Origin of the sequence: Sphingomonas sp. 2R-10, from assembly GCF_030062225.1 — a bacterium.
Lineage (GTDB): Bacteria > Pseudomonadota > Alphaproteobacteria > Sphingomonadales > Sphingomonadaceae > Sphingomonas.
Genome location: NZ_JASCXF010000030.1, coordinates 20,470 through 41,147 on the forward strand (window position 1 = coordinate 20,470; position 20,678 = coordinate 41,147).

Genomic DNA, 20,678 nt, shown 5'->3' on the forward strand with positions numbered 1-20,678 from the left:
TTGCCGCCCGTCCGATATCCGTCCACCACCCTGCCGCGAAGGGAAGCGGCAATGGCGGACGACGACACGCAGCACGGCATTTCGCGCGGGTCGATGACCATCGCCGCCTTTTCGACCGTGGTCGAATGGTACGACTTCACCCTGTATCTCTACCTCGCGACGCTGCTGTCGCGCGTCTTCTATGGCGGCGGTGCGGAGTCGCTGGCGGCGACGCTGGGCGGGTTCGCCGTGTCGTATCTGATGCGGCCGCTGGGCGCGCTGGCGTTCGGGCAGATCGGCGACCGCTTCGGACGGCGGCGGATGATGCTGTGGTCGATGGCGCTGATGACGGTGGCGATGCTCGGGATCGCGCTGCTGCCGACTCGCGCCGCGATCGGGCCGGCGGCGGGGTGGCTGCTGCTGGCCCTGCGCTGCGTCATGGCCTTCTCGGTCGGCGGCGAATATACCGGGGTTGTCGCCTATCTCTACGAAGGCGCGCGGCCCGCGCGGCGCGGGCTGGTGACGTCGTCGGCATCGGCGGCGAGCGAGGTCGGCGGGCTGCTGGCGGTCGGCATTTCCGCCGCGACGGTCAGCCTGATGCCGACCGCGCAGCTGGAGGCATGGGGCTGGCGCATCCCGTTCTTCGTCGGCGCGGCGCTGGCGGCGACGATCGGCATCGCGCGCTCGACCTTGCAGGAATCGCCCGAATTCGAACGGCAGCAGGCCAGCGGGTCGGTCCCGGCCAATCCGTTCGCCCATGCGCTGACCCACCACCGCGCCGCCATCGCGCGCGGCTTCGCGATCTCGGCGTTGGGGTCGATCACCTATTATGTCGGCATCGTCTATGTGCCGTCGTTCCTGACCGGCACCGGCGCGATGGGGGAAGGCGCCGCACTGTGGCTGTCGACCGCCGCGGCGGTGATGGTCATTCTGGTGACGCCGATGGTCGGGTTGCTGTCCGACCATGTCGGGCGCAAGCCGGTGCTGCTGGTCGCCTGCGTCGGGGCGGCGATCCTGCCGATGACGATGTTCGCATGGATGGCGGGTGCCGGGTCTGCCGCGCTGGTCGGCGCGCTGGTGCTGGCGGCGCTGGGCGGTGCGGTCAGCGCGGTCGGCGCGGTGGCGACCGCCGAACAGCTGCCGGGCGAGGGGCGGCTGACCGGCCTCGCGCTCGGTGCGACGGCGGCGACCGCGATCTTCGGCGGCCTGACGCCGTTGGTGTCGCACCTGCTGCTGGAGGCGACCGGATGGGTGATGGTGCCCGGCGCGATGATCGCGGTCGTCGCGGTCGCGGTCGCACCGGTGCTGCTGACCCTGCGCGAGGGCGCCGTCCGCCGCCGCTGAGGCCCGGACGCGCCGCCGCGTCGGCGCGCCCCCCGCCCGCCGGAGAGACCGGGCTTGCCAAACGCCGCACCACCGTCGAGACGACGACGTCCTCCACCGACAGGAACATCCCATGGCCGCTCGCCCGTTTCCGCTTCGTGCCGTTCTGCTCCCGCTCCTCGCGCTGCTGCCGGCGGGCGTCGCGGCACAGGCACCCGCACCGCGCGCGCCGACCGATCGTCCCGCCCCGCCCGCGGCATGGACCGCCGCGCCGTTCGTGCCGCTGTGGACCGGCACCCCGCCCGGTGGCGGCTTCCGCCCCGTGACCGTCCCGGCGGACAGCCCGGCGACGTTCCTGCGCAACATCGACCGGCCCGGCCTGCGCCTGTTCCGTCCGGCGCGCGCGAACGGCGCGTCGGTGCTGGTCGTGCCGGGCGGCGCCTACGACTTCCTGTCGATCGGCAACGAAGGCGTCGACATCGCCGGCCGCCTGAATGCGCTGGGCTATACCGTCTATGTCCTTGTCTACCGCCTGCCCGGCGAAGGCTGGGCGAACCGCGCCGACGTGCCGCTGCAGGACGCGCAGCGCGGCCTGCGCATGGTCCGCGCCGCCGCGACCCGGGACGGGCTCGACCCGCACCGCGTCGCGGTGCTGGGCTTCTCGGCCGGCGGGCATCTGGCCGCGACGCTGGAGACCGACTTCGCCCAGCGCGTGTACCCGGCGCGCGACGCCACCGACCGCCTCGATGCGCGGCCCGATGCCGCCGCGCTGATCTATCCGGTGATCGCCGCCGCCCCGCCCTTCACCCACGCGCTGTCGGCCGAGCGGCTGCTGGGCAAGGACCCTGCCCCCGCCGCCGTCGCGCGCCGTTCGCCCGCCGGGCATGTGACCGCCGCCACCCCGCCGACCTTCCTGCTGCACGCGATGGACGACGGCGCGGTCGTGCCGGACAACAGCCTGACGATGATCGCCGCGCTGCGCCGCGCCGGCCGCCCGGTCGAGGCGCATTTCGTGGCGGAGGGCGGCCACGGCTTCGGCGTCGGATCGCCGGCGCTGCCCGCCGGCCACTGGGTCGAGGCGTTCGACCGCTGGCTGACCCGCACCTTCGCCCGTCCGGCCGCGAAGGGGTGACGGACCGCTACCGGCTCATCGAATAGGGCCGGTCCGCCGGCGCTGTCGCCCGCACGCGGTCGGGCCGCGCCGCCATCCGGAACGCCAGCGTGCCGCCCGCCATGATCTCGTCGTGCCGGATATACCCGCGCGTCAGCGGCCGGCCGTTGAGCGTCACCGACGCGACATAGCGGTTCGCCTCGCCCAGCCCCGCCGCCGTCACCACGAACCGCTTGCCGTTCGGCAGGTTCAGCGCCGCGCGGTTCACGAACGGGCGGCCCAGCACATATTCGTTGGTGCCCGGCGCCACGGGATAGAAACCGATCGCGGTGAACGCCAGCCACGCCGACATCTGCCCCAGATCGTCATTGCCCGACAGCCCGTCGGGCGTCGCCTTGTACTGGCTGTCGACGATCTGCTTCAGCCGTTCCTGCGTCCGCCACGGCTGCCCGGCATAGCCATAGAGATAGGCGACATGGTGGCTCGGTTCGTTGCCATGGATATATTGGCCGATCAGCCCCGCGATATCCTCGGCATGGCTGTAGTCGAGCCTCGAATTGTCATAGTCGAACATCTGGTCGAGCTTCGCCACGACCTTCGCGTCGCCGCCCATCGTGGCGAACAGCCCGGCCTGATCGTGTGGCACGAACCAGCTATATTGCCACGCATTGCCCTCGGTATAATCCGACCCGTAATTGATCGCGGTCGGATCGAACGGCCCGCGCCAGCTGCCATCGGCTTTGCGCGCGCGCAGGAACCCGGTCTGCGCGTCGAAGCTGTTGCGCCAGTAGCCAGCGCGCCGTTCGAACGCGGCGGCGACGTCGGTCCGCCCCATCGCGCGCGCCATGCGGGCGATGGTCCAGTCGCCATAGGCATATTCGACGGTCTTCGACGCCGCCTCCGGCTCGCGATCGATCGGCACGTAGCCGCGCTGCATATATTCGCCGAGGCCGCCGTACGGCGCGTAGCTGGCGCTGGCGACCATCGCGTCGAGCGCCGCGTTCGCATCGAAACCGCGAATCCCCTTGAGATACGCATCGGCGATAACGGAGACCGAATGATAACCAATCATCGTCCACGTCTCCCGCCCATGAAACTGCCACACCGGCAGGATGCCGTCGGGACTGGCCGCGCGGCTGGCGATCAGCGAACGCACGATCCCTGCATTCACCGCTTCCGGCTGGATCAGCGTCAGCAGCGGGTGCTGCGCGCGAAACGTGTCCCACAGCGAGAAGGTCGAGCGGAAGGTGAAGCCGTTGGCGCGGTGCACCTGATCGTCGGGACCGCGATAGCGCCCGTCGCTGTCGCTCCACACGCTGGGCGCCAGCAGGCTGTGGTACAGCGCGGTCGCGACCATCCGCCGCATCGCCGGCTTCGCCTCCAGTTCGACCGCGCCCAGCGCCTGCGTCCACGCCGCACTGGTCCGGTCGCGCACCGCGTCGAAATCGCCGGCCTCGCTCGCCAGGTTGGCGATCGCGCCTGCCTCGTCCACGCCCGAAATCGCGACCTTCACTTCCAGCGGCGATGCCAGCCCGCCAAAGTCGAGCCGCGCGACCAGCGCCCGGCCCAGCCGCTCCGCCACCGCATCGCTGCCGCGCCCCGGTCCCTGAAACCCCTTGTACGCAATGTCGCTCTCGCGATTGACCAGCGCATGGGCGGTCAGCGGCGCGGAAAAGCGCATCGCGAAGAAGAATTTGCGCCCCGGCGCCCAGCCGCGCGTCTCGCGAAATCCGGTCAGGATGCCGTCGGGCCGCAACCGCAGCCCCGACCACAATATCTTGCCAGGATAGTTGTAGAGCGACGAGCGCAGGTCGACGACCAGATGCGCCGCCTTGCCCGCCGGGAAGCGATAGCGATGCACGCCGACGCGCGTCCCCGCGGTCAGCTCGGCCCGCACGCCCGGCCGATCGAGCGTCACCGCATAATATCCCGGCCGCGCGGTTTCGGTCGCGTGGCGGAAGGCGGAACGATAACCCGGCTGCCCGGGCGATCCCGGGTCCATCGGCACCGCGTCGCCCGCGACCGGCATCACCAGCAGGTCCCCGAGGTCCGAATGCCCAGCACCCGAAAAATGGGTATGGCTGAACCCCTCGATCGTCGGATCGTCGTACCGATAGCCCGCGGCATGGCCGTAGCATTCGCGCGTCACGCAACCCGTATCGGTGTCGGGCGACAGCTGCACCATTCCGAACGGCGCCACCGCCCCGGGATAGCTATGCCCCTCGCCCCCAGTCCCGATGAACGGATCGACGTCGTCGACCGTCGCCCGCTGCGCCGGCGCCGCAGTGGCCCCCATCACCAGTGCCAGCATCATCCACCGCATCCGCCACGCCTCCCCGATCCTTGCGCGCATCTTCGCCGAGCCGGCCGGCAATGCCAACCCCCTAAGGATACTGGATTTTCTGGCAGGCCCGATGCCCTGACTCAAGCAACCCGCCCCCCGAACCGAACGTCACCCCAGCGAAGGCTGGGGTCTCGAACGGCTCCTGTCCCGCGCTACAACCGGGAGAACCCGGCCTTCGCCGGGATGACGCCGGTCCGTGCGACCGCCCCTCACCCGCCGGCGGCGGCCAGACTCTCCCGCACCCGTGCCAGCGCCTCGCCCTCGACGTCGCGCTCGCCCATCGCCGCCCACGACCCGCTGACCGCGAACGCGCAATGGCCGTGGACGAGCGCAACCAGCGAGCGGGCCAGCGTCCCGACCGCCGCATCGGGCGCGTGGCCCAGCGCGGCCGCCACTTCGCGCACGACGATCCCGGTCAGCCGCCCGCGGACCTCGCCCTGAGCCGGCGGAAACGCGTCCGCGGCGATGCGGTGTTCGTAGATCGCCGACCAGCGCAACGGATTGTCACGCGCGAACGCGAAATAGGCATCGACCAGCACCGCGATCCGGTCCGGCCCCGCCGCCGCCAGCCGCGCTTCCAGCGCATCGGCCCATAGCGCAAAGGTTGCGGTGTTGATCGCCATCACCAGTCCGTCGACATTGCCGAACACGTTGTGGATGGTGCCGATGGTATAGCCGACCCGCTTGGCGACCTCACGCGCGGAAAAGCCCGACAGCCCGGTCTCGGCCATCAACCCCGCGCCCGCGTTCAGGATCAGCGCGTGCAGTTCGGCCCGGCTATGGTCGGATCGCCGTCCCACCGCTTAACCCACCTTGCGAAACAGCGTGCCCGCGCGCGACGTGATCGCGAAATCGGCGGAGAAGGTCATGCTGCATCCGCCGGTCCATTTCGAACAGCCGGCGATCGCCTGCAACACATCGGCCTGTTGCTGCGGGCCGGCCTTGCCCTGCCCGGTAACCTTCGGCGGATAGGCGGCGGCCGGCTGGCCCCCCGCAAACGCGGCGACGACGCGCGTGGCGGCGATGGCATGCGCGCGATTCATGAGCCTGCTCCTTCGTTCTCCTCCTGCGGGGTACGCCCCGGGTTCAAATTAATCAACGATCAATTCGACAGGCAGGCGGCTGTACCGCCGCACACAGTCTTGCCGAACCGGAACGCGTCATATTTTGGCACCTAACAGCCAATCGTTCCGATCTTCGCAATAAGATTGAAGATATGTTCCGTTTTTACGCTGGGATGACCTGCGAAAAAGAACGCTTTTCTGCGACAACTTCGCTACCTTTCGACCATGGAGAAACGCGACGACGCCCGCCTCACCGGTCCGACCTATGGCAGCTATCTGCACCTGCCGGCCCTGCTGTCGTGCCAGCACCCGCTGTCCGACACCCATGACGAGATGCTGTTCATCGTCATCCACCAGGCGTCCGAACTGTGGATGAAGCTATGCCTCCACGAGCTGGACGCCGCCCGCATCGCGATCGTCGACTCCCGCCTCGACGAGGCGTTCAAGATGATGGCCCGCGTCGCCCGCATCCAGGCGCAGCTGATCCAGAGCTGGGATGTGCTGGCGACCATCACCCCCGCCGACTATTCCGCCATGCGCGGCGCGCTGGGCAGCAGTTCGGGATTCCAGTCGCACCAGTATCGGCTGCTCGAATTCATGATGGGCAACAAGAACGCGGCGATGATCGACGTCCACCGCGACACCCCCGACGTGCAGGCGACGCTGCGCGCCGAACTGGTCCGCCCCGGCCTGTACGACGAAGCGCTGCGCGCCGCCGCCCGCGCCGGCCTGCCCATGCCCGCCGACCGGCTGGAGCGCGACTTCTCGCAACCCTATGTCGCGTCGGCCGCGGTCGAGGATTGCTGGCGACGCGTCTATGCCGACCCGGCGCGCTACTGGGACCTGTACGAACTCGCCGAAAAGCTGGTCGATCTCGAATATCGCTTCCAGCTGTGGCGCTTCGGCCATCTCAAGACCGTCGAGCGCGTGATCGGGTTCAAGCGCGGCACCGGCGGGACCGCGGGCGTACCCTATCTGGCGAAAGTGGTCGAACAGGTGTTCTTTCCCGAATTGCTGACGGTACGGGTGGCGCTATGACCCTCACCCTCGACGCCGCCCGCGCGCGCGACGCCGCCGATCCGTTGCGCCACAAGCGCGCCGATTTCCTGCTGCCCGCGGGCAAAATCTATCTCGACGGCAATTCGCTGGGCGCCCTGCCCCGTTCCACCCCGGCGCGGATCGCCCGGCTGGTCACGCAGGAGTGGGGCGAGGACCTGATCGGCAGCTGGAACACCGCCGGCTGGATCGACGCGCCGCGCACGCTGGGCGCCCGGATCGCGCCGCTGATCGGTGCGGCGGCGGACGAGGTGCTGGTGACCGATTCCACCTCGGTCAACCTGTTCAAGCTGCTGACCGCCGCCTGCCTCGCCCGGCCGGGCCGCACGACGATCCTGAGCGAACCCGGCAATTTCCCGACCGATCTCTACATCGCCGACGGCGTCGCCCGCACGCTGCCCGACCGGCGGCTGCGCACCCTGCCCGCCGACGACATCGTGACCGCGATCGACGACGATGTCGCGGTCGTGCTGCTCACCCACGTCCATTACAAAAGCGGCCGTAGGCTCGACATGGCGGCGATCACCGCCGCCGCCCATGCGCAGGGCGCGCTGGTGCTGTGGGACCTCAGCCACAGCGTCGGCGCGGTGCCAGTCGCGCTGGGCGCCTGCGACGCCGACCTCGCCGTGGGGTGCGGCTACAAATATCTCAACGGCGGCCCGGGTGCTCCGGCATTCCTCTACGTCGCCCGGGCGTTGCAGGATGCGCTGCGCTCGCCGCTGACCGGATGGATGGGCCATGACGCGCCGTTCGCCTTCACCGATGACTATCGCCCGGCCCCCGGCATCGCCCGCTTCCTGTGCGGCACCCCGCCAATCGTCGCGATGGGCGCGCTCGAACAGGGGCTGGCGCAGTTCGACGGCGTCGATTTCGACACGCTGGTAGCCAAATCGCAGGCGCTGTGCGACCTGTTCGTCGCGTTGGTCGACACGCGCTGCGCCGGGTTCGACCTGACGCTGCTGTCGCCGCGCGACGCGGCGGCGCGCGGCAGCCACCTGTCCTACGCGCATCCCGACGCCTATGCGCTGTGCCAGGCCCTGATCGCGCGCGGCGTGACCGGCGATTTCCGCGCACCCGACGCCGTGCGATTCGGCTTCACCCCGCTCTACACCAGCTACGAGGACGTGTGGCGCGCGGTCGATATCCTCGCCGATCTGCTCGCGACCCGTGCGTGGGACGACCCGGCCTTTCGCCGCCGCGTCGCGGTAACCTGACGGAACGCTGCCGATGGACCGGATCGACCTCGCCATCCTCGCCGAACTCGAGCACGAAGGGCGTCAGCCCTTTGCCGGCCTCGTCGAACACGTCGGCCTGTCCAGGACGCCCTGCTGGACGCGGGTGCAGGCGCTGGAACACAGCGGCGCGATCCGCGGCTATCACGCCGATGTCGATCCGGCCGCCCTCGGCCTGCACGTCACCGCCTATGTCGAGGTGATGATCGATCCTGCCCGGCGCGATGCGTTCGAACAGGCGGTGCTCGATCATCCCGCGATCGTCGAATGCGTCACCACCGCCGGCGACGCCGACTATCTGCTCAAGGTACTGAGCAGCGACGTCGGCGACCTCGACGACCTGTTGCGACACAGCCTGACGCTGCTGCCGGGCCTGCGACGCTCGACGACGACGATCAGCCTGAAGACGATCAAGCGCGGTGCCTCGGTCGTCGCTGCCACCCGCTCGCGGACAATACCAGCTTGATACCACCTGTTCATTTTCGCGTGATCGGACTATTGCCGTCGGTGTGAACGACAGCACGGACCAGACCTGATGAATACCGAAATGCTCGATCCCCGCTATCGCGACGTCGAACACTGGCCAACCCATGCCGCGGTCGAGGCGATGCTGGAGGGGCAGATGGCCGCCATCGCCGCGCTCTATACCCAGACCGCTGCGATCGCCGCCGCCGCCGATGCCGCCGCAGCCCGACTGGAGCATGGCGGACGCATGGTCTTCGTCGGCGCGGGCACCTCCGGCCGGCTGGCGGTGCAGGACGGCACCGAACTGCACCCGACCTTCGGCTGGCCGGACGAGCGGACCGCGTTCCTGATGGCGGGCGGCGCCGACGCGCTGACCCGCGCGCGCGAAGGGGCGGAGGACGATGCCGATGCCGCGGGACGGGAGGTCGCCGCCGCACGGGTCGGGGCGGACGACGTGATGATCGGCGTCGCGGCCAGCGGTCGCACCCCCTTCACCGTCGCCGCGATCGCCGCCGCGCGCGCGGCCGGCGCGTTGACCATCGGCATCGCGAACAACGCCGCCACGCCGCTGACCGAGGCCGCCGAGCATGTCGTCGTCGCCGCGACCGGCAGCGAGATCATCGCCGGATCGACCCGGATGAAGGCGGGCACCGCGCAAAAGGCCGCGCTGAACCTGTTGTCCACTGCGATCATGATCCGGCTGGGGCTGGTCCATGACGGGCGGATGGTGGCGATGCGCGTGTCGAACGCCAAGCTGCTGCGCCGCGCGCGGGCGATGGTGCAGGAACTGACCGGGATCGATGCCGACGCCGCCGCCGATGCGCTGTCGCGTGGCGACAACGACATCCGCCGCGCTGTACTGATCGCGCGCGGGCTGACGCCGGACGATGCCGCCGCGCTGCTCGAGCGTCACTACGGCCGGCTGGGCGCGGCGATCGCCGCATCGGCGTGACGCGCGACATCGCCTGGCCGGCGGGCGACGCGGATACGCCACTCTACCTGCAACTGGCGCGCAGCCTGCGCGACCATATCGGCAGCGGCGCGATCGCCCCCGGTGCGGCGCTGCCGTCCGAGCGCGACATCAGCAACCTTGCCGGCCTGTCACGCGTCACGGTGCGCAAGGGCATCCAGCAGTTGATCGACGAAGGCATCGTCGTGCGCAAACCGGGATCGGGCACCTTCGTCGCCACCCGGATCGAGGCACGCGGCGCGTTGCTGACCAGCTTCAGCGACGACGCGCGCGCACGGGGCGACGCGACCGGCGTGGTGTGGATCTACCGCAACCATGCCCCGCCGACCGAAGAGGAAGCGGCGGCACTGGAGGTCGCTCCCGACACGCTGGTCGCGCGGCTCGGCCGGGTGCGGTTGTCGGGCGGCGATCCGCTGGCGATCGAACATGCGGTGGTTCCGGCCGCGTTCCTGCCCGATCTCGACCAGCTGCACGACTCGCTCTACGCCGCGCTGGAGGTGCATGGCTTCCGTCCCGTCGGCGGCACGCAGCGGGTGCGCGCGTCGCTGGCGACGGCGACGGAGGCCGGCATCCTGTCGATCGAACCGCAGTCCGAGGTGCTGCGCATCGAACGCCGCACCCGGCTTGCCGACGGGCGGATCGTCGAATGCACCCGCTCGGTCTATCGCGGCGACCGCTATGAGTTCGTGACCGAGCTGAACGAGGGTTAGGATCCGTGCCGCTGCAACGTCTCGACATCGCCATCGCCGGATGCGGCCCGGCCGGGCTTGCTGCCGCGTTGCTGCTTCACCGTGATGGCCATCGCGTCACGCTGTTCGACCGGTTCGATGCGCCCCGGCCCGTCGGGTCGGGACTGATGATCCAGCCGACCGGGTTCGCCGTGCTGCGCGAACTCGGCCTCGCGGAGACGCTGCTGGCGCACGGCGCGCGGGTGACGCGGTTGCATGGCGAAGCAGATCGTGGCCGCGTCGTGCTCGACGTGCGCTATGCGGCGCTCGGCAAGCGGGCGGGGTTCGGTGTCGGCGTCCACCGCGCGACGCTGTTCGCACTGCTGCACCGCGCCGTCGCTGCGCAGGGGATCACGGTCGAGACCGGCTGTCCCGTCACCGGCAGCATCCGCGTTGCGGGCGACCGGCGGCAGTTGCAGCTGGACGGCAATCGCATGGCCGGGCCGTTCGACCTTGTCGTCGACGCACTCGGCACGCGCACGCCGCTGGCGCCGCCCTGCGGGCGGGCACTGGCCTATGGCGCGCTGTGGGGCACGCTCGACTGGCCGGCTGCGGCGGGCTTCGATCCCGCCGCGCTCGAACAGCGCTATCGTCGTGCGAGCGTGATGGTCGGGGTGCTGCCGGTCGGGCGGTATCCGGACGGCGATCGACAGCAGGCGGCGTTCTTCTGGTCGCTGCGTGCAGACCGGCTCGCCGACTGGCACGCGGCGGGATTGGCGGCATGGAAGGCGCAGGTCGCTACACTGTGGCCGGCGACCCGGCCATTGCTCGACCAGATCGCGTCACCCGACCAGCTGACCTTTGCCCATTATGCCCACCGTACACTGTCCACCCCGGCCGAACCGGGGATGCTGCACCTCGGCGACGCCTGGCATTCGGCCAGTCCGCAGCTGGGCCAGGGGGCGAACATGGCGCTGCTGGACGCCTATGCGCTGGCACTCGCCCTACGCCGCGCGCCCGACGTGGCGACGGCACTTGCCGATGCGGTGGCGATGCGGCGGCGGCACGTCCGGCTCTATCAGGCGCTGACCGCGCTGTTCACGCCGGTCTATCAATCGGACAGCCGCATCATCCCGCTGATCCGCGACCGCGTCATCGGACCGCTGTCGAAACTATGGCCGGCAACCCGGATCCAGGCAGCTATGGTCAGCGGGCTGATCGGCGATCCGCTCGGACCGCTATCGCTTCGCGCATAAAAAAACGCCGGGCGACGAGGTCGCCCGGCGTGAGGGGGGAGAAGATGGGCGGCGGTCAGAACTTGACGCGCGCCCGAACCGAGAAACGGCGGTCGTTGATGCCATAGTCGCGCGGCCGGTCGTCGAAAATCTGGTACGACTTGAACGCCGTATCGAGGATGTTCTGACCGTCCAGGGTGATCGCGAACTGCGGCGTCACGTCGTAGGTCACCGATGCGTCGAGCGTGCCATAGGCGTTGCCGAAGATCGGCAGGTTCTGCGTGCCGGTGTTCGCCGTGCCCTGCAGGAAGCTGCTGCGCCAGTTATAGGCGACGCGCATGTTCAGCCCGAACTTGTCGTACAGCGCGACGAGGTTGTAGCTATGCTTGGACAGGTTCACCAGTCCGACGCTGATCTGCGTCCTGCTGTTGATGTCGCCGGCCGCCGCCTGCCCAGCATCGCTGTCGGCGAAGGTATAGTTCGCCTGCACGCCCAGCCCGTCGAACGGCGCCGGGAGGAAGTCGAGGAACTTCTGTCCGCCGACCTCGAACCCGCGGACATAGCCCTCGGATTCGTTGACCCAGCGCCGGACGTTGAAGCGCACCGTGCCGAGACCGGCCAGATCCTGGAACACCGGGGCGGCGGCGCGATCGACCAGCAGGTTCTTGAGGTTCTTGTAGAAGCCGGTCGCATAGACGAAGCCGACCGGATCGAAATACCATTCAAGCGCCAGATCGTAGCTCGTCGCCTCTTCGGGACGCAGGTTGGGATCGCCCAGCGCCGTGCCGGTCCCGACATAGGGGTTGGTCGTGGCGTTGTACGGCAGCGCCGGATTGGCCAGCGTCGGCGCGACGCTGTTCGCGTCGGTGTAGCTGACGCTCAGGTTGAACTGCGGGTTGAGCTGCGCGAAGCTGGGCCGCGAGAAGTTCTGCGAGAAGGCGCCGCGCAGGATCAGCTCGTCGGTCAGGTTCACCTTCAGGTTCACGCTCGGCAGATACCGGTCGTAATCGCGCCCGCCACCGAACGGCTGGTCCAGCGTGATGTTGGGCGCCGCGGTGACCGTGCCATCCGGGTTGGTGATCGGCGCGGCCCCGGGCGTGCGATAGACGAGCACGCGGCGGCCCAGCGCTTCCGTTTCGGTCCGCACGGCGCGCACGCCAACATTGCCGTCGAAGCGGACGGTGCCGATGTCGCCGCCGAAGCCGACGCGCAGATAGGCGGCATAGCTCTTTTCGCCGATCGTGCCGAGGAACGCGTTGGGCGAATCGTACGGGCGGAAGCTGATGTTCTGCCCGCTGATCGCGCGCACCGCGTCGAACGCCGCCTGCGCATCGGTGACAAGGCTGTCACGGAACTGCCAGACCGGGCCGAACACCGAATTGCGTGCCTTACCGCGCAACAGGTCCTGCTGGTACAGGTTCTGCTGGGCATATTGCGGGAATTCCGACAGCAGCGTGCAGCCCGCGTCCGACGACCAGTTGGCACAGGTCGAACCGATTGCGGTCCAGGTGTCGTAGGTGGTGTTGCGGTTGATCGCGCTCTTGTCAGTATAGCGCACACCGGCGCGCACCTCGCGGATCAACCCCTCGCCGAAGTCCCAGGTCAGGTCGGCGCGGATGGCGTCGGCGGTCGCGTCGTTCTGCTCGCCATAGGGCAGGATCGCCGTCATGCCGTAATTGGCCGGGTTGCTGAAATAGTTCGGCGTCGTCGACTGGAACACCGGCACCTTGCCGGTCAGGTCGAAGAACAGGTCGTAATCCTGGCCTAGCCCGGCGACGCTGGTCCGCGGGTTGAGCGCGCTGGCGGTCAGGTTCAGCGTCGTTTGTTCTACGGTCGAATCGATATGCTGATAGTCAACCGACAGCTTCACGTCGTTGGTCACGTTCCAGCGGACGCCGCCCGAAATGTCGGTCGTGCTGGTATCGCGCACCGTGCCGAAATTGACCGAATCGGTCCCGGCATTGTCGAGATAGCCGGTCCGCACGACACCGTTGTCATCGACGGTGAAAGGACGATCCGGCGACGGCGGCACGTCCGAGCCATAGGAGAAGAACGAGTTGCCGGCTTCGTTGAACTTGTAGTCCGCCCGGAAATACTGGGCATAGAGTTCGAGGCCGTCGGTCGGACGCCATTGCAGCGCCGCGGTCCCGCTCAGCCGTTCGCGATCGCCATAGGCGGTGCGGAAGCCGCCGCCATGGGGCAGCAGCACGGTCTGGTTGTTGAAGCCGGGGACCGGTCCCTGCACGCCGGGCGCCGCCGGGCCATGCTGGTAGAAGGGTTCGACCACCACCACGTCCTCGCGGAACGACGTCGTCTGGTAGCCGATATTGGCAAGGAAGCCGATTTCGCCGATGCCGGTGTCCCAGCGGTTGCTGTAGATTCCCGAGACCTGCTGCCCGCTCTTGCCGGCAAGGTCGTAATAGGTCGACGCCGCGCTGGCCGACACCAGCTGTCCGGGCTGGTCGAACGGCAGCCGGGTGCGCAGGTTGACGGTGCCTGACAGGCCGCCCTCGACCAGTTCGGCCGACGGGTTCTTGTAGACGTCGACGCCGGCGAGCAGGTCGGAGCCGACCTCTTCCCACGACAGGCCGCGGCCGCCGCTGGCGGAAAAGATGTCGCGTCCGTTCAGTTCGGTACGCACCTGTGTCAGGCCGCGCACGGCGACGCCGCTGCCCTCGCCGCGGTTGCGGGTGATCTGCACGCCCGACACGCGCTGCAGCGCTTCGGCGACGGTCACGTCGGGCAGACGGCCGATATCCTGCGCGGTGATCGAATCGACGAACTGGTCGGCGTTGCGCTTGATCGCCTGCGCGCTCTGCAACGACTGGCGCAGCCCGGTGACGACGATGTCACCGCTGTCAGTTTCGGTCTGGGTTTGCGCCGATGCGTCGACGGTCGAATCAGGCTGACCGCCCGTGCCGGCGACCGGCGGCAGCGTGGTCTGGGCGAATGCTGCCGGCGTGACGATTCCGAACAGCGCGATGGCCAGTCCGGACGTGCCGCCCCGCAGCAACTGTCCGGTCGTGAAGAATGATCTGCGCATCTTGCCTCTCCCTGTGTCTGGTACGCCGCCGTCCCTTCGACGCCGCCCAACCTTTGTTGCCGGTGGGAATAACTTTTAGATATGCAACGCACAAGCGTCCGACCTATATTATATGACAATTATTATTTCCGGATACCGGATAACATTTCAAGGGGAGGTAAGGACTTGGCGCCGGAACCTATCAAACGGATCGTGATCGTCGGCGGCGGCACCGCCGGGTGGATGGCAGCCGCCGTCCTCGCCCATCAGTTCCGCGCCGACCAGTGCGCGGTGACGCTGGTCGAATCCGCCGAGATCGGGACGGTCGGCGTCGGCGAGGCGACGATCCCGCCGATCCTGCAATTCAACCGGCTGCTCGGCATCGACGAGGATGCGCTGATCCGGGCGACGGGCGGCACCTACAAGCTTGGTATCGAGTTTCGCGACTGGGGGGCTGTCGGCGAAACCTATTTCCACCCGTTCGGCCATTATGGTGCCGACCTGAACGGCATCCCCTTCCACCTCCACTGGCTGAGCAACCGGACCGGCGCGCTCGGCGACTATTCGCTGGTGGCGCAGGCGGCGAAGGCCGGACGCTTCGTCCGTACCGCCGACGATCCGGCGCATGTCCATTCGCGCATGGCCTATGCGCTGCATTTCGACGCGGTCCGCTATGCCGGTTTCCTCGCAGGCCAGGCGACCGCCAACGGTGCGACGCGGATCGAGGGGCGGATCGTCGAGGCGGTGCGCGACGACCGCGGCCATGTCGCCGCGGTGGTGCTGGCCGACGGCCGCCGGATCGAAGGCGACCTGTTCGTCGACTGTTCGGGGTTTCGCGGGTTGCTGATCGAGGAGACGCTGCACGCCGGCTATATCGACTGGTCGCACTGGCTGCTGATGGACCGCGCGGTGGCGGTGCCCAGCGCCCCGGTCGCCGCACCCGATCCCTTCACCCGCGCGACCGCCGGCCGCGCCGGATGGCGCTGGCGGATTCCGTTGCAGCACCGGGTCGGCAACGGCCATGTCTATTGCAGCCGTCATATCTCCGACGACGAGGCGACTGCCGAGCTGCTGGCCGGGCTCGACGGCGAGCCGCTGGCCGACCCCCGCCCGCTGCGCTTCACCACCGGGCGGCGCAAGGCGTTCTGGCAGGGCAATGTCATCGCGCTCGGCCTTGCCGCCGGGTTCGTCGAGCCGCTGGAATCGACCAGTATCCACCTGGTCCAGCGCGGGATCGTGACGCTGATGTCGCTGTTCCCCGACAGCGGGTTCGATGCCGCGACCACCGCCGAATACAACCGCCTGATGACCCGCGAGTTCGAGGCGGTCCGCGACTTCATCATCCTGCACTATCACCTGACGCGGCGCGACGATTCGCCGTTGTGGAACCATGTGCGCACGATGCAGGTGCCCGATACGCTGGCCGATCGCATGGCGTTGTTCGCCGCACATGGCCGGCTGATGCTCGACCCGCACGAGCTGTTCCGCGAACCGAGCTGGACGGCGGTTCTGCTGGGCCAGGGACTATGGCCCGCCGGCCCCGACCCGATCGCCGCGGCGCAGGGCGATGCGCGACGGTCCGAAACGCTCGCCCGCATGAGGGACCTGATCGGTCGCGGGGTCGCGGCGATGCCGACCCATGCCGAATTTCTCGACCATCCATCCCGAAGGGAGATGTCCCGATGAAGCGCCGCCAATTCCTGGCCGGATCGGCCGCGCTGACCGGGGCCGCAGCCGTCGGTGCGCAGACGCGCACGGCGATCCAGCCGAACTGGAGCTCGATCGCCGACGCCTATTCCACCCCCGCATGGTTTCGCGACGCGAAGTTCGGGATGTGGGGCCATTGGGGACCGCAATGCCAACCCGAGGCCGGCGACTGGTACGGCCGGCAGATGTACCAGCAGGGCAACGCCGCCTACGACCACCACCGCGCGACCTATGGCCATCCCGCCGACACCGGATTCCTCGATATCATCGGGACGTGGAAGGCGGAGCGGTGGGACCCGGCCGCGCTGGTCAGGCGCTACAAGGCGGCGGGCGCGCGCTACTTCGTCGGCATGGCGTGCCATCACGACAATCTCGACCTGTTCGACAGCCCGCATCCGTGGAACAGCACCCGCGTCGGCCCGCGCCGCGACATCGTGCGCGACTGGGAACGCGCGGCGCGTGGCGAGGGGTTGCGCTTCGGCGTCAGCAACCATGCCAGCCACGCATGGCACTGGTGGCAGACCGCCTATGGCTATGACCCGACCGGTCCGCGCGCCGGCCAGCGTTACGATGCTGCGCGCCTGACCAGGGCGGACGGGCGCGGGAAGTGGTGGGACGGGCTCGACCCGCAGGCGCTCTATACCGGCGCGGTGACGCCGCCGCCCGACGGTTTCACCAGTGTCGAACAGATGGAGGCATGGCTGGCCGCGACCAGCGGCCGCTGGATGGAGTTCGCGCCGGCCGCCAATCCGGACTTCGTCGCGGGCTGGCTGCGCCGGCAGAAGGTGCTCGTCGAACGCTATGATCCCGACCTGATCTATCTCGACGATTATGGCCTGCCGTTCGGGTCGGTCGGGCTGGAGGCGCTGGCCCATTACTACAATCATTCGGTCGCGCGGACGGGCCGCACCGACGTCGTGCTGACCGGCAAGGTGCTGTCGGCGTTCCAGCGGCAGGCGATGGTCGAGGATATCGAACGCGGCTTTTCCGACCGGCTGCGCGCCGAACCGTGGCAGACCTGCACCTGCATCGGCGACTGGCATTACAACCGCGACCGGTTCGTGCGGAAATCCTATGTGCCGGCGGTGCAGGTGCTGCAACGGCTGGCCGATGTCGTGTCGAAGAACGGCAACCTGCTGCTGTCGGTGCCGATGCGCGGCGACGGCACGATCGATGCCGAGGAGGAACGCATCGTCGACGCGATCGGCCGCTGGATGCGGACCAATGGCGACGCGATCTACGGCACGCGTCCGTGGCGCATCTACGGCGAGGGGCCGACCGACCTGTCGGGCGGGATGCACAACGAAGGGCAGGCGGCGAAGCTCGGCGCGCAGGACATCCGCTTCACGACGAAGGACGGCGCGCTCAACGCCATCCTGCTCGGCTGGCCCACGGGTCCGGTGACGATCCGCGCGCTAGGCAGCAAGGCTGCAGGCCGGATCGAGCGCGCGACGCTGCTGGGCGGCGGGACGGTCGCGATGCGGCGCAGCGCCGACGGACTTACCCTGACATTGCCGCCGGCACCTGCCGATGCCATGCTGCCGGTCATCCGGCTGGACGGCAGCGGCCTTGCGCGAACGGCATGACACAACAAGAATATCTTAGGAACGGGATGACCCATATGGAAAGTTCGAGGGGATCGATGCGCAAGGGACGCAATGCCGCCGCCGCGGTGTTTGCGATCGGGCTGGTCGCCAACTGCTCGGGAGCCAGCACCGCGTCGGGCAGCGTGTCGGCGGCACCGACGCCGGCACCGGTCCAGACACCCACCCCCACCCCGACGGCGTCCGCGACCGCATCGGCGACACCGACCGCGATGCAGTTCGCGGCGCAGATGGCCCCCGGCTGGAACCTCGGTAACACGCTGGAGGCGATCGGCAGCGCCCCCGCCCCGGCGACCACGTCGCAGGAGACGGCGTGGGGCAATCCGGCCGCGTCGCAGGCGCTGCTGAACGCGGTCGCCGCGGCGGGGTTCAGGAGCATCCGCGTGCCGGTGTCGTGGAAACAATATGCCGACGCGAGCGATCGGATCGGATCGGCATGGTTCGACCGCGTGGCACAGGTGGTCGATCAGGCGCGGCAGGCCGGGCTGGTCGTCATCATCAACGTCCATTGGGACGGGGGCTGGCTGCAACCGACCTATGCCGATCAGGCGGCGGCGAACGCGCGGCTCAAGACCTTCTGGACGCAGATCGCGACCCGCTTCCGCGACCATGACGACCGATTGCTGTTCGCGGGCACCAACGAAGTGATGGTCACCGACAACTACAACGCGCCGACGGCGGAAAACTGCGCGGTGCAGAACGGCTTCAACAAGGTGTTCGTCGATGCGGTGCGCGCCACCGGCGGCGGCAATGCCGCGCGCTATCTGGTCGTGCAGGGCTATAACACCAACATCGATCACAGCATCGCGTGCAATGCGACGCTGCCGACCGACAGCGTTGTCGGGCGTATGATGATGGAGGTGCATTATTACGACCCCTATGATTTCGCGCTGAACGAAAAGAGCCCGATCTGGCAATGGGGTGCCGGCGCGACCGATCCGAAGGCGGCGCAGACCTGGGCCAACGAGCAATATGTCGACGCGACGTTCCAGAAGGTGAAGGTCGCGTTCGGGGACAAGGGCATTCCCGTCATCCTCGGCGAATATGGCGCGATATCGAAGACGGAGTACGATCCCACGGGCAAGTACCGGACCGAATGGGACCGTTACGTCACGCGATCGGCGGTGCAGCACGGCATGGTCCCGATCTACTGGGACAACGGCCCGACCGGCAACCATACCCTCGGCCTGTTCGACCGCAACACCGGACGCGCGGTCCATGCCGACACGATCCAGGCGATCGTGGGAGCGGCGAAGTGACGCGCGCTCGGGCCGCGCTGCTGGCCGCGGCGCTGGCGCTGTGCGCCACCCTGCCCCCGTTCGGTGCGACCCCGGCGGCGGCGCAGGGGACGGCGGCGCGCCAGATCGCCATCGACGTGGCCGGAACGACGAAGCCGCGCGACCGCATGGCGCAACTGTCGATCGGCTCCGACTTTCCCGGCACGCTGCAACGCGACGACAGCCTCGCGCAGCTGGCGACGGTGCAGAAGGAGCTGCGCTTCCGCTACATCCGTTTCCACCACGTCTTCGCCGACGAACTGGGCACCTACCGCGAGGTGAACGGCAAGCCGGTCTATGACTGGACCCGGCTCGACCGGCTGTACGACCGTCTGCTGGGAATGGGGCTCAAGCCGTTCGTCGAGCTGGGCTTCACCCCCGATGCAATGAAGCAGTCGAACCAGACGATCTTCTACTGGAAGGGCAATACCTCGCATCCCCAGCCGGAGAAATGGTCGGCGCTGGTCGATGCCTTTGTCCGCCACCTGATCGACCGCTACGGCGCGGACGAGGTGCGCAGCTGGTATTTCGAGGTGTGGAACGAGCCCAACCTCGCCGGTTTCTGGGAAAAGGCCGACCAGCAGGCCTATTTCGACTATTACGGCCGTACCGCGCGGACGATCAAGGCGATCGACCCGACGCTTCGCGTCGGCGGCCCCTCGACCGCCGCCGCCGCATGGGTGCCGGAGCTGCTCGGCTATGTCGACCGCGAAAAGCTGCCGATCGATTTCGTGACGACGCACACCTATGGCGTCGATGGCGGCTTTCTGGATGAAAAGGGCGAAGACGACACCCGGCTCTCACGCGATCCCGATGCGATCGTGCAGGACGTCCGCAAGGTGCGCGCCGAGATCGAGGCGACGCGGCACGCCGGCCTCCCGCTGTTCTTTACCGAATGGAGCACCAGCTACAGCCCGCGCGACCCGGTCCATGACGACTATCTCGGCGCTGCCTATATCCTGTCGAAGCTGCGCCGGACCGAAGGGCTGGTGCAGGGCATGAGCTACTGGACGTTCAGCGACCTGTTCGAGGAACCGGGGCCGCAGGGCAAGCCGTTCGAGGGCGGGTTCGGGCTGATGACGCCGCAGGGCGTGCGCAAGCCGTCGTGGTTCGCGTACAAATATCTGGCCGACCTGGGCGACCGCGAACTGCCGACCGGCGACGCCGCCAGCATCGCGACGGTCAAGGGCCGATCGGTGCAGCTGCTGGCATGGCGCGACGTGCTGCCCGACCAGCCGGTCAGCAATCGGCCCTTCTTCACCAAGGTCCGCCCGGCGGCACCGGCCGCACCGCTGCGGCTCAGCGTCGCCGGGCTAAAACCCGGTGCCTATCGCCTCAGCGTGCGGCGCACCGGCTACGAGAGCAACGACGCCTACACCGCCTATCTGCGGATGGGCCGCCCGGCGACGCTGACCCCGGCCCAGCTGGCGCAGCTGCAAGCGTTGACCACGGACAAGCCGGTCGTGAGCGCCGTACGGGTCGGGCGCGACGGCATCGCCCGCACCACGATACCGATGCGCGATCACGACGTGGTGATGGTGGCGCTCGATCCGCGGTGACGGATCAGCGCCCCTCGCCGCGATCATCGTCCCGGATCCGCGTCGCCAGCACCGTCGCCGGC

At 68.7% G+C, this 20,678-nt stretch carries 16 protein-coding genes; 12 read left to right on the top strand and 4 right to left on the bottom strand.

The features are described 5' to 3' along the window. Positions 1-51 precede the first annotated feature (51 nt). Together QLH51_RS14165 and QLH51_RS14170 are read left to right on the top strand one after the other, a co-directional pair. Positions 52-1,323 carry an MFS transporter gene (locus QLH51_RS14165; protein ID WP_206429189.1) on the top strand — a complete coding sequence of 424 codons (1,272 nt, stop codon included), beginning with the start codon at positions 52-54 and terminating at the stop codon, positions 1,321-1,323. Positions 1,324-1,435: 112 nt separating this feature from the next. Next, complete coding sequence (locus tag QLH51_RS14170; protein ID WP_125660534.1) at positions 1,436-2,434, top strand: alpha/beta hydrolase; 999 nt, start codon at positions 1,436-1,438, stop codon at positions 2,432-2,434. Between the two features lie 7 nt (positions 2,435-2,441). Here QLH51_RS14170 and QLH51_RS14175 read toward each other — a convergent pair whose 3' ends face one another. The 3 genes from QLH51_RS14175 to QLH51_RS14185 form a co-directional block, all read right to left on the bottom strand. Continuing rightward, the gene (locus tag QLH51_RS14175; RefSeq protein WP_125660616.1) at positions 2,442-4,736 is read right to left on the bottom strand and encodes a GH92 family glycosyl hydrolase; all 2,295 of its coding nucleotides are present in this window, start codon (positions 4,734-4,736) and stop codon (positions 2,442-2,444) included. Between the two features lie 230 nt (positions 4,737-4,966). Then, positions 4,967-5,557 carry a TetR/AcrR family transcriptional regulator gene (locus QLH51_RS14180; protein WP_125660537.1) on the bottom strand — a complete coding sequence of 197 codons (591 nt, stop codon included), beginning with the start codon at positions 5,555-5,557 and terminating at the stop codon, positions 4,967-4,969. 3 nt (positions 5,558-5,560) lie between these two features. Beyond that, positions 5,561-5,800 (bottom strand): hypothetical protein, encoded by a 240-nt coding sequence (locus QLH51_RS14185; protein WP_125660540.1) that lies wholly within the window; start codon positions 5,798-5,800, stop codon positions 5,561-5,563. A 246-nt stretch (positions 5,801-6,046) separates the two neighbouring features. On the opposite strand from QLH51_RS14185, the gene QLH51_RS14190 reads away from it, so the two are divergent. The 6 genes from QLH51_RS14190 to QLH51_RS14215 all read left to right on the top strand — a co-directional run bounded on the left by QLH51_RS14190 (position 6,047) and on the right by QLH51_RS14215 (position 11,468). Further along, a complete protein-coding gene (locus tag QLH51_RS14190; protein WP_125660543.1) occupies positions 6,047-6,859 on the top strand; it encodes a tryptophan 2,3-dioxygenase in 813 nt (270 codons plus the stop codon). Continuing rightward, the gene (gene kynU, locus QLH51_RS14195; protein WP_125660546.1) at positions 6,856-8,091 is read left to right on the top strand and encodes a kynureninase; all 1,236 of its coding nucleotides are present in this window, start codon (positions 6,856-6,858) and stop codon (positions 8,089-8,091) included. Before QLH51_RS14190 ends, kynU begins: the two co-directional genes overlap by 4 nt. Before the next feature lie 13 nt (positions 8,092-8,104). Continuing rightward, complete coding sequence (locus QLH51_RS14200; protein WP_125660549.1) at positions 8,105-8,575, top strand: Lrp/AsnC family transcriptional regulator; 471 nt, start codon at positions 8,105-8,107, stop codon at positions 8,573-8,575. Between the two features lie 69 nt (positions 8,576-8,644). Next, a complete protein-coding gene (locus tag QLH51_RS14205; protein WP_125660552.1) occupies positions 8,645-9,526 on the top strand; it encodes an N-acetylmuramic acid 6-phosphate etherase in 882 nt (293 codons plus the stop codon). Beyond that, positions 9,523-10,254, top strand: coding sequence for a GntR family transcriptional regulator (locus QLH51_RS14210; protein WP_125660555.1), 732 nt, complete (start codon positions 9,523-9,525; stop codon positions 10,252-10,254). Before QLH51_RS14205 ends, QLH51_RS14210 begins: the two co-directional genes overlap by 4 nt. Before the next feature lie 11 nt (positions 10,255-10,265). Then, complete coding sequence (locus tag QLH51_RS14215; protein ID WP_125660619.1) at positions 10,266-11,468, top strand: FAD-dependent oxidoreductase; 1,203 nt, start codon at positions 10,266-10,268, stop codon at positions 11,466-11,468. 55 nt (positions 11,469-11,523) lie between these two features. Here the strand turns inward: QLH51_RS14215 and QLH51_RS14220 are convergent, their stop codons facing one another. Then, on the bottom strand, positions 11,524-14,490 hold the full coding sequence (locus QLH51_RS14220) for a TonB-dependent receptor (RefSeq protein ID WP_125660558.1): 2,967 nt from the start codon (positions 14,488-14,490) through the stop codon (positions 11,524-11,526). Positions 14,491-14,655: 165 nt separating this feature from the next. Here QLH51_RS14220 and QLH51_RS14225 point away from each other — a divergent pair, with 165 nt between their 5' ends. From QLH51_RS14225 to QLH51_RS14240, 4 genes are read left to right on the top strand one after another with little or no spacing between them, the layout of a single operon-like run. Next, the gene (locus QLH51_RS14225; protein ID WP_206429192.1) at positions 14,656-16,155 is read left to right on the top strand and encodes a tryptophan halogenase family protein; all 1,500 of its coding nucleotides are present in this window, start codon (positions 14,656-14,658) and stop codon (positions 16,153-16,155) included. Next, positions 16,152-17,762, top strand: a complete 1,611-nt coding sequence (locus QLH51_RS14230; RefSeq protein WP_125660564.1) for an alpha-L-fucosidase — start codon at positions 16,152-16,154, stop codon at positions 17,760-17,762. The genes QLH51_RS14225 and QLH51_RS14230 overlap by 4 nt, the downstream gene beginning before the upstream one ends. A 56-nt stretch (positions 17,763-17,818) precedes the next feature. Continuing rightward, complete coding sequence (locus QLH51_RS14235; protein ID WP_206429193.1) at positions 17,819-19,039, top strand: glycoside hydrolase family 5 protein; 1,221 nt, start codon at positions 17,819-17,821, stop codon at positions 19,037-19,039. Continuing rightward, the gene (locus QLH51_RS14240) at positions 19,036-20,616 is read left to right on the top strand and encodes a GH39 family glycosyl hydrolase (RefSeq protein ID WP_206429194.1); all 1,581 of its coding nucleotides are present in this window, start codon (positions 19,036-19,038) and stop codon (positions 20,614-20,616) included. The genes QLH51_RS14235 and QLH51_RS14240 overlap by 4 nt, the downstream gene beginning before the upstream one ends. The last annotated feature ends 62 nt before the right edge of the window (positions 20,617-20,678 follow it).